Raw genomic sequence first — 15,014 nt, 5'->3', positions numbered from 1 at the left:
ATAAAATGAAAAAAATATTTTCATTTTTTCTGTTATTACCTCTTATGGCGCTCTGCCAAACAAGAGAAGATCGTCTTACCAATCAGTGCGATGTTATTTTCCAACAGGGAAAGATTATTTATGTGATTCCTTTTGATTCATTTGAGCGACTCGGGCCATTATATCGGCCTACAACCTTTCAGGTTGCTTACAATTTATCTAATGTACCATATAAGACCAGTTTTGCTGACAAAGCAGCTCTGGTAAAATACTTACAGAATATGAAATTGGACAGAATTGTAAGAGAGGATTCGATATTATTTCTCAGGGCAGCTGCTCTTTATAAAATCTGGCAAAATATAGGGTTGATTACTGAAGTAGTTGATGTGGATAAGCAACTTACGGAATTAACCAGGCTGCCTGATGAAAGTATTGTTAAGAAAGCCGGAATGGTATTACTAATTCAATGATAACATTAATATTGAAAGCGTTATGAAAACAAAATTGTTTTTTTTATTAGCGATGGCATTTATTCCCGGAACGTATGCACAAATCAGCAGCACCTATGCTTTTGCTGAAGGAACAACTGATAGCGTTATAATACGCTGGGATGCATTCCCGGATGAAGTGGAAATAATTGGCTGTCTTATTTATAAAAGGCCTCAAATTGAAGACCTGCCATTTCTGTTAACAGAAGAAATGGTAGTCTCTGAAGACTCAGACTTTACTTTTACCGATTTTGGTGAACTTAATTATCACATACCCCCTAAGTATTTTATTAAAGCTGTTACAGTTTCAGATACAATAGAGTTCACTTCATGCTGGCCTTTTGCTTCAATTAATATTGAAGCATTAGACACAGAAACATTGAATATGGAGTTAACCGTGTGGAACACTGACACTTGTTGTATGGATGTTTCCTTTTATGTGAACGATATCTTTAATACTAAATTACAATACTCAAATCCATACATGACTACAATTAATCTGGCCCTTATGTCTCCAGGCGATGAAATTTCCTTCGTTTTTTCATACTTTTGGGCTGAATATGAACGTATCACCTTGTCTTATGAATACCTGCTTGAACAGACTGAAACAATTTCAGTAAATAGTTTTCATAAAGCTGACTTACTGCATCAAAATTTTCCGAATCCATTTACAACTGAAACACAAATCTGTTTCGAACTCCCTGAGCAGTCCTTTGTTTCGCTTGATGTTTTTGATTGTGACGGACGATTACTCAAAAATTTGGTTAATAGTTTACTTTTTCCGGGTATGCACGAAGTATCGTTCTATTCCACTGGCCTTTCAAAGGGAATTTATATTTATAAACTAAGTACCAATAAAGGTGTGAGTGTCAGGAAAATGATAATAAAGTAGATTGACTATTAATATTGTTAACTCCTGGCCTGAAAGTTCTAAAGTTAAGCATACCGTTATAAACATCGACGGGCAACTGTTAGAGTTTTGCTGAATAAAACCAGAAATTGAATTCCACATCAGTGGGGACTTTGGAAATAAAGCCCATTGCGTTATTATTTTTGAGTAAAACAAAAATTTATCAGACTAATGCAAAATAGGGCTAATTGGCGCAAAATGAATTAATAACCGGAGTTTCTCCCTTATGAAATTATTATATGAGTAGTGAACGAACAGAAATTACTTATTTTGATTCCTGCTTACATCGTCCAACCATTTTAGAAACTCTCTGAATTATTTACTGATTAAAAATCGTGAATTTTAATTATTTTTGTACTTTAAATATATTCTGCTGAATTGGTTCAGATTTTAACCTGATTAAAATAGCCATTAAGTCTCAGGCGATTATATTTTTAATAATTCCGGAATTTGTGATATCAAATGGTGTATCATCATTTTTTGTAACAATCATTTCTGAATTTTAAGAAAATGACTTTCCTCGATTTCCGGAAACATTGTATTGAATTTTAACATGTTGTTTTTCAAATAATTATCTATACACTTTTCACAATGAAAACAAATCTTTCTTTATTGGCTTTTATTCTGTTTGGATTACTTTCCGGGGTGGCAAACGCTCAGCTCGTTGTAACTAATCCAACATTTCCAGCAGACAACGACCCTGTTGAGATTATTTTCAATGCTGCGCTTGGAAATGGCGGCCTTGCTGGTTATACAGGTGATGTATATGCACATACAGGGGTTATTACAAACCTAAGTACAGGCCCGTCTGATTGGAAATATGTTAAAACAAACTGGGGACAAAATACAGCAGCAACCAAACTGGAACGCATAGGCACAGATCTATACAAACTTGTTATCAGTCCGGACGTTCGCCAATATTACAATGTACCTGCTGCTGAACAAATTTTGAAAATGGCCTTTGTTTTTCGAAGCGGCGTTCAGGTCGGCGGACAATGGTTAGAAGGAAAAACAGAAACCGGTGGCGATATTTTCGTTGACATATATCCTGAAGGGCTTTTTACCAGAATAAGTTTACCTGCTGAAGATGCTTTATTGGTTGAACAAGGTGAACAAATCACCATAAATGCCATCTCCAATTCTGCTGATTCCATGTTTCTGTTTATCAACAACGAGCTTTTCGAATCTGTGTCAGGTAATAATCTCTCATATAGTGCACAGGCTGATAACTTTGGGAAATATAGGGTAAAAGTCATTGCTAAAAACAGCGAAGAACAAGCGACAGACTCTCTGTATTATTTTGTACTTCAACCCGTTACAGTAGCAGCTCTTCCCGAAAATATCACTTACGGCATTAACTATTTGAACAGCAACAGCATAACCCTATGTTTATATGCTCCTGAAAAAAGCAATGTTTTTGTACTTGGTGACTTTAACAATTGGGAATATGATGAAAGTGGATACATGTTCAGGACACCTGACAGCAAAAGTTACTGGATTACACTGGAAAACCTGGAAGAAGGAAGAGAATACGTATTCCAATACGTTGTTGATGGTAGTATCAGAATTGGCGATCCTTACGCTGAAAAAGTTTCCGATCCATGGAATGATCAATACATTAATGAATCTACCTACCCTGGATTAATCCCCTACCCCGTGGGCAAAGCACAGGGAGTAGCAACTGTTTTTCAGACCTCTCAACCTGAATATGAATGGGAAATTGAAAATTTTCAATCTCCTGCTAAACAAGACCTCGTTATTTACGAACTACTAGTGCGCGATTTTATTGCCAAACATAATTATCAAACACTCATTGACACCCTGTCATATCTTAAAAGACTTGGAATCAATGCCATTGAGCTAATGCCTCCCAGTGAATTTGAAGGAAACCTAAGTTGGGGATATAATCCTAACTACTACTTTGCACCCGATAAATATTACGGCCCTAAAAACGACATGAAGCGTTTTATTGATGAATGTCATAAACAGGGCATTGCTGTTATTATTGATATGGTACTTAATCATTCGTTTGGCACTTCCCCGATGGTTATGTTATATTGGGATGCTGCCAATAACAGACCTGCAGCAAACAATCCATGGTTCAACCCGATTGCCAAACATGAATATAACGTTGGCTTTGATTTCAATCACGAAAGCCCTGACACTAAATACTTGGTTAGTCGAGTAGTTAAGCATTGGATAGAAGATTATAAAATTGACGGCTATCGGTTTGATTTATCTAAAGGTTTTACCCAAAAAAATACGCTTGGAAATGTTACTGCATGGGGACAGTACGATGCAACGCGAATTGCCATCTGGAAACAAATTTCTGACACCATTTGGTCTGTTAAGCCCAATGCATACGTTATTCTCGAACATTTTGCTGATAATAGTGAAGAAAAGGAACTATCCTCATATGGAATGATGCTTTGGGGCAATAGCAACACTAATTTTGCAGAAGCGGCTAAGGGCTCCTCTTCCAACACCAATTTTTCATGGGCTTCCTATAAAACAAGAGGATGGTCAGAGCCAAATCTAATTTCTTATATGGAAAGTCATGATGAAGAACGCATTATGTACCGTATATTAAAAGAAGGAAATTTCTCTAATCCATATTATAACCTCAGAGACACAACTAATGCACTGGAAAGAATGCAATTGGCAAGTGTTTTTCTATTGAGCATTCCTGGCCCTAAAATGATATGGCAATTTGGTGAACTGGGGTATGATTACAGCATTGATTTCAACGGCCGAACAGGAGAAAAACCAATAAGGTGGGATTATCAGAATGATTATCGTAGAAACACCTTATATAATATAGTATCCGAAATGCTAAAATTGCGAAAAGAGCACAATGCATTCAGAACGAATAATTTTACACTTGACGTCAGCGGATATATGAAAAAAATTATCCTGAATCACTCCGACATGTCTGCTGTTTTGCTTGGAAACTTTAATGTTAGTGAAGGAAATATTGTGCCAGGTTTCCCCGAAAACGGTAAATGGTATGAATACTTTACCGGTGATTCAATCACAGTTACAGCCGGAACAGACCCGATTACCCTGCAGGCCGGCGAATACCGTTTATACACGAATTCCAGGTTAACAAAACCCGAAACAGGGCTAGGAATAGAAGAAAACAAAGCTGCTGAAAATGAAATATTGGGAAGAGCATATCCTAATCCATCCGGGTCAACTTTCACCATTCCGGTTAATGTTCATCATCAAATGAACACGTCACTATTGATATATGATATAACCGGCAGACATATATCAACATTATATAATGGTAATCTGATGCCCGGATTGCATGAATTTACATGGAGTTCATCCACAAATAAGCCAGGGATCTATATCTTAAAAATGATTTCGGATAAAAAAACAGAATCTGAGATACTCATCTGCAGGTAAACTTTGGCCATTCTGTATCACATAAGGACAATCTTTAACTAAGGATTGTCCTTATGTGCTTTTTTGCAAGATTATGCCAATCTGCTGAATCTTTGCCTCTTAGCTATTTTAGCAAATCAGAGCTGTCCTAGCACATTATGTTCAGTATAAAAAAAACTAATTTTCTTTCTTCTTCTAAGTAATTGACGCTGAATAACTATTAAGAAATCATTAAGAATTATTTATTTTTTTATAAAGAAACACTTGCGCAAGTAAAAAAAGGTCGTAATTTTGCAATCCCAATCACGGTAAAAACTTAAATAATTTTTCCGGAACAGGGTACGTTATTTGAGAAAAAAAGGTTTGAAAAATAAGTTTAAAAATATTTTTCAAAAAAGTTGCAGGGTTCAAAAATGTTTGTAATTTTGCAGCCCCGAAAGAGAGAAAACGGAAACGTCTTCGAACTTAAGGTCAAAAACGAAAAAAGAAATTGAAGTTCTTTGAACTATTGAAGCAAAACGAAAATAAGCAGCAATGCGATTTATTATGTGAATAATAAATTGGAATTAAATCTTGAGAACATTTAACTTTTCTATTACAATGGAGAGTTTGATCCTGGCTCAGGATGAACGCTAGCGGCAGGCTTAATACATGCAAGTCGAACGGGATTCGAGGTAGCAATACTTTGATGAGAGTGGCGCACGGGTGCGTAACGCGTATGCAACCTACCTTTAACAGGGAGATAGCCCCGAGAAATCGGGATTAATATTCCATAACATTGCAGTGTGGCATCACACAGCAATTAAAGCTCCGGCGGTTAAAGATGGGCATGCGTGACATTAGCTAGTTGGTGAGGTAACGGCTCACCAAGGCAACGATGTCTAGGGGTCCTGAGAGGGTTATCCCCCACACTGGTACTGAGACACGGACCAGACTCCTACGGGAGGCAGCAGTAAGGAATATTGGTCAATGGGCGCAAGCCTGAACCAGCCATGCCGCGTGCAGGAAGACGGCCCTATGGGTTGTAAACTGCTTTTGTCAGGGAATAAACCTATCTACGTGTAGATAGCTGAAGGTACCTGAAGAATAAGCATCGGCTAACTCCGTGCCAGCAGCCGCGGTAATACGGAGGATGCAAGCGTTATCCGGATTCATTGGGTTTAAAGGGTGCGCAGGCTGATTATTAAGTCAGGGGTGAAATCTCTCGGCTCAACCGAGAAACTGCCTTTGATACTGATAGTCTAGAGTATAGTTGAAGTTGGCGGAATGTGTCATGTAGCGGTGAAATGCTTAGATATGACACAGAACACCGATCGCGAAGGCAGCTAGCTAAGCTATAACTGACGCTCATGCACGAAAGCGTGGGGATCAAACAGGATTAGATACCCTGGTAGTCCACGCTGTAAACGATGATTACTCGATGTTGGCGATACACAGTCAGCGTCTAAGCGAAAGCAATAAGTAATCCACCTGGGGAGTACGATCGCAAGATTGAAACTCAAAGGAATTGACGGGGGCCCGCACAAGCGGAGGAGCATGTGGTTTAATTCGATGATACGCGAGGAACCTTACCTGGGCTAGAACGTAGAGAGACTATAGGAGAAATCTTATATCCCTTCGGGGCTGTCTACGAGGTGCTGCATGGTTGTCGTCAGCTCGTGCCGTGAGGTGTCGGGTTAAGTCCCATAACGAGCGCAACCCCTATCTTTAGTTGCCAACAGGTCAAGCTGGGGACTCTAAAGAAACTGCCTACGCAAGTAGTGAGGAAGGCGGGGATGACGTCAAATCAGCACGGCCCTTACGTCCAGGGCTACACACGTGCTACAATGGCCGATACAGAGGGCAGCTACCTGGTGACAGGATGCAAATCTCCAAAGTCGGTCTCAGTTCGGATCGGAGTCTGCAACCCGACTCCGTGAAGTTGGATTCGCTAGTAATCGCGCATCAGCCATGGCGCGGTGAATACGTTCCCGGGCCTTGTACACACCGCCCGTCAAGCCATGGAAGTTGGGGGGACCTAAAGTCGATAACCGCAAGGAGTCGCCTAGGGTAAAACCAATGACTGGGGCTAAGTCGTAACAAGGTAGCCGTACCGGAAGGTGTGGCTGGAATACCTCCTTTCTAGAGTAGATTTAATCACTTCGGTTAACCGGAGTCATTGCTTGCTTATTTGTTTGCTTCATAACTTACAGGATATATACCTTGAAGGATTACGCGTGAGGGCTCTATCCCTTAACACACTGAGGAATAGGACACTATGCAATACATAGTCCCGTAGCTCAGTTGGTTAGAGCACTACACTGATAATGTAGGGGTCCGCAGTTCAAATCTGCGCGGGACTACATCACAAAAGAAGAATCACTTCGAGGGGAATTAGCTCAGCTGGCTAGAGCACCTGCCTTGCACGCAGGGGGTCATCGGTTCGAATCCGTTATTCTCCACCATAATTTTTGGTTTTGCTAAAGAATCAGAGATTAGACAAGTTCTTAAAATATTGAATAGTTGAAATAGCTCACAAGATGTGGTTTCGACAAAAAAAGGAGTATCATCGGTTCGTCCCGATAGCTATCGGGACCGTTATTCTCCACCATAATTTTTGGTTTTGCTAAAGAATCAGAGATTATACAAGTTCTTAAAAATAAAGAATAGTTAAATTAGCTCAGAGGCAGAGCGGTTTCCTGGAATAGGGAACAGGGACAAGGTTCGATACCTGTATTTGGCGCAAAAGTTCTTAATCGGGCAACTGCATTAAGACAAAAAGTTCTTTGACATGTTGGAAGAAGAGAAACTATTATGGAGATGAGCCGATGTAAAAACGTCGGGAGTAATCTTCAGGTAGAAGAGTACAATCGAGTACAAATTTGAATAAAATAATTAAGAAAGTTAATAAGGGCGCAGGGTGGATGCCTTGGCTCTCAGAGGCGAAGAAGGACGTGATAAGCTGCGAAAAGCTTCGGGGAGGTGCAAATAACCTTTGATCCGGAGATATCCGAATGGGGCAACCCGGTACGTTGAAGACGTATCATCCCGATTAATCGGGAAGCAAACGCGGTGAACTGAAACATCTAAGTAACCGCAGGAGAAGAAAACAAAAGTGATTCCCTAAGTAGTGGCGAGCGAACGGGGAACAGCCCAAACCTAAGATGTTACGGCATATTAGGGGTTGTAGGACTGCAATAGTTGACGAATAATTTGTAGCAGAATCGCACTGGAAAGTGCAACCATAGGGGGTGATAGTCCCGTAGGCGAAACGAATTATTTACACGAGCAGTATCCTGAGTACCGCGGGACCGGAGAAATCCTGTGGGAATCTGGCAGCACCATCTGCCAAGGCTAAATACTCCTGAGAGACCGATAGCGAACCAGTACTGTGAAGGAAAGGTGAAAAGAACCGCGAACAGCGGAGTGAAATAGAACCTGAAACCGTGCGCCTACAAACGGTCAGAGTCCCGAATTTTCGGGATGATGGCGTGCCTTTTGCATAATGAGCCTACGAGTTACTCCTCTCTGGCAAGGTTAAATGCGTTGACGCATGGAGCCGCAGCGAAAGCGAGTCTGAATAGGGCGCGAAGTCAGAGGGGGTAGACGCGAAACTTTGTGATCTACCCATGATCAGGTTGAAGGTCCGGTAACACGGACTGAAGGACCGAACCAGTTGACGTTGAAAAGTCTTTGGATGAATTGTGGGTAGGGGTGAAAGGCTAATCAAACTGAGAGATAGCTCGTACTCCCCGAAATGCCTTTAGGGGCAGCCTCGAGGTTGAGTATCATAGAGGTAGAGCTACTGATAGGATGCGGGGGCTTCATCGCCTACCAACTCCTGACAAACTCCGAATGCTATGATATATACTCGGGAGTGAGGCGTTGGGTGCTAAGGTCCAGCGCCGAGAGGGAAAGAACCCAGACCATCAGTTAAGGTCCCCAAATGTATGCTAAGTTGATCTAACGAGGTTCGATTGCATTGACAGCTAGGATGTTGGCTTGGAAGCAGCCATTCATTTAAAGAGTGCGTAACAGCTCACTAGTCGAGCGATCGGGCGTGGATGATAATCGGGCATAAAGTATACTACCGAAACTGTGGATTTACGCTAAAAGCGTATCTGGTAGGGGAGCATTCCAGTCTGCACAGAAGGTGTGTCGTAAGGCATGCTGGAGCGTCTGGAAAAGCAAATGTAGGCATAAGTAACGATAATGAGGGTGGGAAACCCTCACACCGAAAGACCAAGGTTTCCTGATCAACGCTAATCGGATCAGGGTTAGTCGGGACCTAAGGCGAAGCCGAATGGCGTAGTCGATGGACAACATGTTAATATTCATGTACCGGCAATAACTGCGATGGGGTGACGGAGTAGTGAAAGGCATGCGTACTGACGGAATAGTACGTTAAAGGGTGTAGATAAATGCACAGCAGGCAAATCCGCTGAGCATGTCGAACCTGATAGTACCGCGAGACTTCGGTCAAGCGGATAATTGCCCTAAACAGACTTCCAGGAAAAACCTCTAAGCATCAGGTTATTGGCGCCCGTACCGGAAACCGACACAGGTGGTCGAGGAGAGTATCCAAAGGTGCTCGAGTGAATCATAGTTAAGGAACTAGGCAAATTAGTCCTGTAACTTCGGGAGAAAGGACGCCTCAGCAATGAGGCCGCAGAGAAATGGCCCAGGCGACTGTTTATCAAAAACACATGGCTTTGCTAAATCGAAAGATGACGTATAAGGCCTGACACCTGCCCGGTGCTGGAAGGTTAAGAGGAGATGTCATTCGCAAGGAGAAGCATTGAATTGAAGCCCCAGTAAACGGCGGCCGTAACTATAACGGTCCTAAGGTAGCGAAATTCCTTGTCGGGTAAGTTCCGACCTGCACGAATGGTGTAACGATCTGGGCACTGTCTCAACTATGAGCTCGGTGAAATTGTAGTTCCGGTGAAGATGCCGGATACCCGCAACGGGACGGAAAGACCCCGTGAACCTTCACTATAGCTTAACATTGACATTGAATAAACGATGTGTAGGATAGGTGGGAGATTGTGAAGCGGCTTCGCCAGGAGTCGTGGAATCAACCTTGAAATACCACCCTTTGTTTATTCGATGCCTAATCCCGCGCATGCGGGAGACATTGTTTGGTGGGTAGTTTGACTGGGGTGGTCGCCTCCAAAAGAGTAACGGAGGCTTTCAAAGGTACCCTCAGCACGCTTGGTAACCGTGCGTAGAGTGCAATGGCATAAGGGTGCTTGACTGTGAGACCTACAAGTCGATCAGGTAGGAAACTAGGACATAGTGATCCGGTGGTTCCGTATGGAAGGGCCATCGCTCAAAGGATAAAAGGTACTCCGGGGATAACAGGCTGATCACTCCCAAGAGCTCACATCGACGGAGTGGTTTGGCACCTCGATGTCGGCTCGTCACATCCTGGGGCTGGAGAAGGTCCCAAGGGTTCGGCTGTTCGCCGATTAAAGTGGCACGTGAGCTGGGTTCAGAACGTCGCGAGACAGTTCGGTCCCTATCTGTTGTGGGCGTTAGAAGTTTGAGAGCACCTGACTCTAGTACGAGAGGACCGAGTCGGACATACCTCTTGTGTACCTGTTGTTGCGCCAGCTGCATCGCAGGGTAGCCACGTATGGACGAGATAAGCGCTGAAAGCATCTAAGTGCGAAACTCAGCTCAAGATGAGACTTCTTTTAAGGGTCGTTGTAGACTACAACGTTGATAGGTCACAGGTGTAAAGGCAGTAATGTCAAAGCCGAGTGATACTAATTACCCGTAGACTTTCTTAAGTACAAACGCTTTCACATTCGTTTGTTTTCATAATCGGATTTCTTCTTCCTTTAACATGTCGAATCATGGGCTTATACCCCTTGATTTAAAATACGCAAAGCATTAAGGTGACTTTAGCGGTGGTGTCCACCTCTTCCCATTCCGAACAGAGAAGTTAAGCCCACCAGCGCCGATGGTACTGCCATTCCAGGTGGGAGAGTAGGTCGTCGCCAAACTTTTACTTAAAGGCTATCCATTTTGGATAGCCTTTTTTGTTATCCGGTATTCTCTTAAACTTATTCTATAATACCCAACATAATATTTCTTTAATATCTATGTATTTAATTTGATATTAATCATACTTTTTCTATTTCAAAAACAAATAAAGATATTTTTATTGTAACATTTTTACCTCCCCCCTACTCTTTTTAAAATAATTTCTTATCTTTACACGCTTAATAGACAAATTATTCAAATATAAAACCTATTGAATACCCAAAATGGACGATTCTCAATGTGTTGTATTCATAAGTCCAATTTTGATAACTAGCATTTGATTGTCTATTATTCCTGTTCAAAGACAAATCTTTATTAAGAAAAAACCTTATAATTAAATTTTAATGATTAATGATTTAATACTTATTGCTGATAGTGGCTCTACTAAAACCGATTGGTGTCTTATTGAAAAAAATGGTGATACAAAAACCGTTCAAACAATCGGAATAAATCCATACCAAATGGATTATGCTTCCATAAAAGATGTCCTTGACAAAGAGCTCTACCCTTTTATTAACCCTGATGCCGTCAAAGAAATTTATTTCTATGGTTCTGGTTGTTCCACTGTTCGAAAATGCCAAACATTAGAAAATGTTCTTCATGAATTTTTCGGAAAGGCTAATTTAATTGAAGTTCATCATGATATGCTTGGAGCTGCAAGAGCTCTTTGCGGAAAAAGTGCTGGCATTGCCTGCATTTTAGGTACAGGCTCCAATTCATGTTATTATGATGGAAATGACATTGTTGAAAATGTTGAGTCGCTTGGTTATTTCTTTGGAGATGAAGGAAGTGGAGCCCATCTTGGGAAAAAATTACTTATGGACTATTTCCATAAAAAAATTCCTGCAGAGATTCTTGATAGCTTTTGTAATCGTTTTAATCCCTCTGTAGAATCAATTCTTGACGCCGTATATAACAAACCCAGACCTAGCCGTTTTTTAGCTTCGTTCAGCCCTTTCCTTTTGGAAAATATTTCCCATCCTTATGTCAAAAATTTAATAAGTAGCAGCTTTGATGAGTTTTTTGCTAAAACAGTTAGTCAATATAGTAATTTTAAGCAACTCAAAGTTAGCTTTATCGGTTCTGTAGCTTATTACTTTAATGATATTTTAAAGGAATCCGCTGCCAAGGCGGGTATAACGACTGATAAGTTTTACAGGTCAGCAATTGAAGGACTTATTGATTTTCATTATAATTCATAAGATTTATGAAAACAGCAGCTGGATACATTTTTTCTTTTCTCCTCATTTTCATCCCGACTTGGGGTCTGAAAGCACAAAATAGCATTCAAGCCCAAAATCTGGATATTTATTTTACTAAATCAATAGAAAAGTGGCAAGTACCTGGAATGGCCGTGGCTATTCTAAAAAATGACACTCTTCAATTACTTAAGGGGTATGGAGTAAAGGAAATAGGAAAACCAGGCAAAATAGACGAAAATACCCTCTTTGCTGTCGCTTCAAATACCAAATCATTTACAGCAACAGCAATGGCCATGCTGGTTGACGAAGGGAAACTAAGCTGGGACGACAAAGTTGTAAAATTCTTACCCTGGTTCAGATTATATGACCCTTATGTTTCATTAAATATGACTATCCGGGATCTTTTATCTCATCGTTCAGGATTACAAACTTTTAGCGGAGATTTAATTTGGTATGGTAGTACGTATTCGAGAGATGAAATAATCGAAAGAGCATCCAAACTAAAACCAGTTTATGGTTTCAGAACAAATTACGGCTACTCAAATATCATGTATCTTACTGCTGGTCAAATCATTGCTAAAGTAAGCGGAATGTCTTGGGATGAATTTATAAAAGAACGTATTTTGATACCACTGGGTATGAAAAATACCAATACCAGTGTTACAGAGTTAAATCTGAAAGGCAACACTTCCATTCCGCATAATGATGTTAATGATAGCATTATTGCCATTAAATATCTTAATTGGGACAATATCGGACCTGCAGGATCAATAAACAGCTCTGCATCTGATATGATTAAATGGCTTCAGTTTCAATTACATAAAGGAAAGCTTGAAAGTAAAGAACTTGTGAGTGAAAAATCACTGCGCGAACTATGGACACCTCAAACCATTCAGAAAGTTTCACCATTTTCGGAAAAATTATGGCCTACAACGCATTTTAAGAGTTATGGCATGGGCTGGGGATTGATGGATTATCATGGAAAAAAAATTATTTCTCATTCAGGAGGTTATGATGGCATGATTTCATTCTCTGCTTTTGTTCCTGAAGCCAATCTGGCATTTGTTATTTTGACAAATAAAAATTCAAGTCTCTATTATCCCCTTTCATATAAAATTCTGGACACTTATCTGTCCAGTGATACAACTGATTGGAGCACCATCATTTTTGACATGATGGAGAAAAACAAAGCTACTGAACTTGAAGCTGCTAAAGCAGAAAACCTGCAACGACTAAAAAATACCAGCCCGACTCTTCCATTGGATAGTTACACCGGTTCGTATGTGAGTGAAATTTATGGTGAAGTTAAAGTCGAACTTCGGGATTCAGAACTGTTTATGAGTTTTACTCCCACTCCTATGTTCCATAGCTCAATGGAACACTGGCAATACAACACTTTCAGTATAAAATTTCCAGAGGTGCCTTCTCTTCCGGAAGGTAAAGCCACCTTTATACTCGGTCCTGAATCAGAAGTTGAAAAGTTGTTTATCGACGTCCCAAACCCTGATTTTGATTTCACAGAATTAGATTTTATTCGTCAGAAACCTGGCCTGAAATAGAATCTGATTTACTTTTCTCACTCTCCAGTTGCTCTGTACTTTTAAATACGAGTGAAGCCGAATTAATACAATACCTGAGCCCTGTTGGTGGAGGTCCATCATTGAAAACATGGCCCAAATGCCCACCACATCTGGAACATACCACTTCCGTCCTTACCATACCAAAACTTCTATCGCTATTTTCCTGAATATGTGCATTTTCGGCAGGTGAACTAAAGCTTGGCCAACCACAACCAGCATCAAATTTCGACCCCGATTCAAACAATTCAAGACCACAGGCAGCGCAAAAGTAACTCCCCTTTACAAAAAACTGATCATAAATGCCCGTATGTGGTCGTTCTGTCCCCTTTTGTCGCAAAATGTTGTACTGCTGCGGAGTAAGAAGTTTCCGCCATTCTTCATCACTTTTAAATACCTTTTCAGTTACCTTATTTCTGTTGTTTTCCATACCATTATTTTTTAAAGTTGACTGGGCACATGATTGAAAAGTAACTACTCCCAATGCCAAAATCAAATTTAGAGGCAGTAATTGTAAAGCTATCTTGAATTTCATGCCGGTACAATTGTGTTTTGAGTTATAACATCACAACTGGAAAATTTGTTTATCTCAAAGCGAAACATAAACTCTATTTGCATTTTGAGTAAAAAAATTGACCTTTTAAAAACTCAGTTCCTGGGCTTTTTTGTACCTTTACATTCAGCAAAAGTTGATTAATCAAAATAAGATGGATAAAAGAATTTTAATTGTACTGGCTTTAATTCCTATCACATTTGCATTCAATAGTTGTTCTTTCCAAAAGAAACCTGAATATGACATTTCCGGATTCAATTGGCTTATTGGCTCACGCTTAGACACAATAAACGGTTTTTTTGAAAGCTGGAGTATACAAGGAGATTCTATCTTTACAGGTTTTGGGTATAGTGTGGCAACAAGCGACACCATTTTCAGAGAGCGCCTGGTTATTAGAAAAATACATAACAAATGGAATTATTGCGTAAATTTCAGGAACGAATTATCCAACTTTGTTCTGATTAACAGCCCGGGCGATAGTTTAGTATTTGACAATCCGGGGAACGACTTTCCTAAAAGAATTACATATATCAGGGAATTGAACGGAAAAATTGCCGCGAGCGTAGAAAACCCTGGTGAGCCAGATAAAACAATAAATTATTACTTTATTCCCCCAAATTAATACAGATGGAATGGGTATGGATTACGTTAGGGGTTTTGCTAACAATCAGCGGGATTGTTGGGTGCATTCTGCCTTTCATCCCGGGTCCGCCCTTGAGTTATGCAGCATTATTGGTTTTATTGTTAGTTGACAAAGATATTTTTGGGTCTTCATTTCTTTTAATCTGGTTAATTGTTACCATTGCAGTTACATTACTTGATTATTATGTGCCTGTTTGGGGAACCAAAAAATTTGGTGGAAGCAGTAAAGGGGTATGGGGAGCA

The 15,014-nt window shown here is 40.4% G+C and carries 8 protein-coding genes, 3 tRNA genes and 3 rRNA genes; 13 read left to right on the top strand and 1 reads right to left on the bottom strand.

The features are described 5' to 3' along the window. Positions 1–5: 5 nt before the first annotated feature. From H6541_12750 to H6541_12700, 11 genes are all read left to right on the top strand, one after another. Complete coding sequence (locus tag H6541_12750; protein MCB9016651.1) at positions 6–449, top strand: hypothetical protein; 444 nt, start codon at positions 6–8, stop codon at positions 447–449. A 22-nt stretch (positions 450–471) separates the two neighbouring features. Next, complete coding sequence (locus tag H6541_12745; protein ID MCB9016650.1) at positions 472–1,359, top strand: T9SS type A sorting domain-containing protein; 888 nt, start codon at positions 472–474, stop codon at positions 1,357–1,359. A gap of 609 nt (positions 1,360–1,968) precedes the next feature. Beyond that, positions 1,969–4,788, top strand: coding sequence for a T9SS type A sorting domain-containing protein (locus H6541_12740; GenBank protein ID MCB9016649.1), 2,820 nt, complete (start codon positions 1,969–1,971; stop codon positions 4,786–4,788). Positions 4,789–5,363: 575 nt separating this feature from the next. Further along, positions 5,364–6,893 (top strand): 16S ribosomal RNA (locus H6541_12735). A gap of 142 nt (positions 6,894–7,035) precedes the next feature. Further along, positions 7,036–7,109, top strand: a tRNA-Ile gene (locus tag H6541_12730). Between the two features lie 25 nt (positions 7,110–7,134). Beyond that, positions 7,135–7,211 (top strand) — tRNA-Ala (locus H6541_12725). Positions 7,212–7,415: 204 nt separating this feature from the next. Continuing rightward, positions 7,416–7,489 (top strand) — tRNA-Ser (locus tag H6541_12720). Positions 7,490–7,641: 152 nt separating this feature from the next. Next, positions 7,642–10,542, top strand: a 23S ribosomal RNA gene (locus H6541_12715). A gap of 103 nt (positions 10,543–10,645) precedes the next feature. Continuing rightward, positions 10,646–10,757, top strand: a 5S ribosomal RNA gene (rrf, locus tag H6541_12710). The 16S, 23S and 5S rRNA genes sit together here with 3 tRNA genes alongside, the layout of an rRNA operon. A 384-nt stretch (positions 10,758–11,141) precedes the next feature. Further along, positions 11,142–11,999: a hypothetical protein gene (locus tag H6541_12705; GenBank protein MCB9016648.1), complete on the top strand. Its 858-nt coding sequence runs from the start codon at positions 11,142–11,144 to the stop codon at positions 11,997–11,999. 5 nt (positions 12,000–12,004) lie between these two features. Next, the gene (locus H6541_12700; GenBank protein MCB9016647.1) at positions 12,005–13,558 is read left to right on the top strand and encodes a serine hydrolase; all 1,554 of its coding nucleotides are present in this window, start codon (positions 12,005–12,007) and stop codon (positions 13,556–13,558) included. Here H6541_12700 and msrB read toward each other — a convergent pair. Continuing rightward, entirely contained in the window at positions 13,530–14,006 is a 477-nt protein-coding gene (gene msrB, locus H6541_12695; GenBank protein ID MCB9016646.1) for a peptide-methionine (R)-S-oxide reductase MsrB, read from the bottom strand. The genes H6541_12700 and msrB overlap by 29 nt on opposite strands. A gap of 277 nt (positions 14,007–14,283) precedes the next feature. Between msrB and H6541_12690 the strand changes: the two genes are divergently transcribed. Continuing rightward, positions 14,284–14,751 carry a hypothetical protein gene (locus H6541_12690; GenBank protein ID MCB9016645.1) on the top strand — a complete coding sequence of 156 codons (468 nt, stop codon included), beginning with the start codon at positions 14,284–14,286 and terminating at the stop codon, positions 14,749–14,751. A gap of 5 nt (positions 14,752–14,756) precedes the next feature. Continuing rightward, positions 14,757–15,014 (top strand): DUF456 domain-containing protein (locus H6541_12685; protein MCB9016644.1); only part of this gene is annotated, 258 nt, incomplete at its 3' end.

This window comes from Lentimicrobiaceae bacterium, from assembly GCA_020636745.1.
GTDB lineage: Bacteria > Bacteroidota > Bacteroidia > Bacteroidales > Lentimicrobiaceae > Lentimicrobium.
This window is presented reverse-complemented; position numbering and strand designations above follow the sequence as displayed.

Coding starts and splice junctions, on each gene's coding strand:
- H6541_12700 (MCB9016647.1), top strand. CDS start 12,005: ATGAAAACAGCAGCTGGATACATTTTTTCTTTTCTCCTCATTTTCATC.
- H6541_12750 (MCB9016651.1), top strand. CDS start 6: ATGAAAAAAATATTTTCATTTTTTCTGTTATTACCTCTTATGGCGCTC.
- H6541_12740 (MCB9016649.1), top strand. CDS start 1,969: ATGAAAACAAATCTTTCTTTATTGGCTTTTATTCTGTTTGGATTACTT.
- msrB (MCB9016646.1), bottom strand. CDS start 14,006: ATGGAAAACAACAGAAATAAGGTAACTGAAAAGGTATTTAAAAGTGAT.
- H6541_12705 (MCB9016648.1), top strand. CDS start 11,142: ATGATTAATGATTTAATACTTATTGCTGATAGTGGCTCTACTAAAACC.
- H6541_12745 (MCB9016650.1), top strand. CDS start 472: ATGAAAACAAAATTGTTTTTTTTATTAGCGATGGCATTTATTCCCGGA.
- H6541_12690 (MCB9016645.1), top strand. CDS start 14,284: ATGGATAAAAGAATTTTAATTGTACTGGCTTTAATTCCTATCACATTT.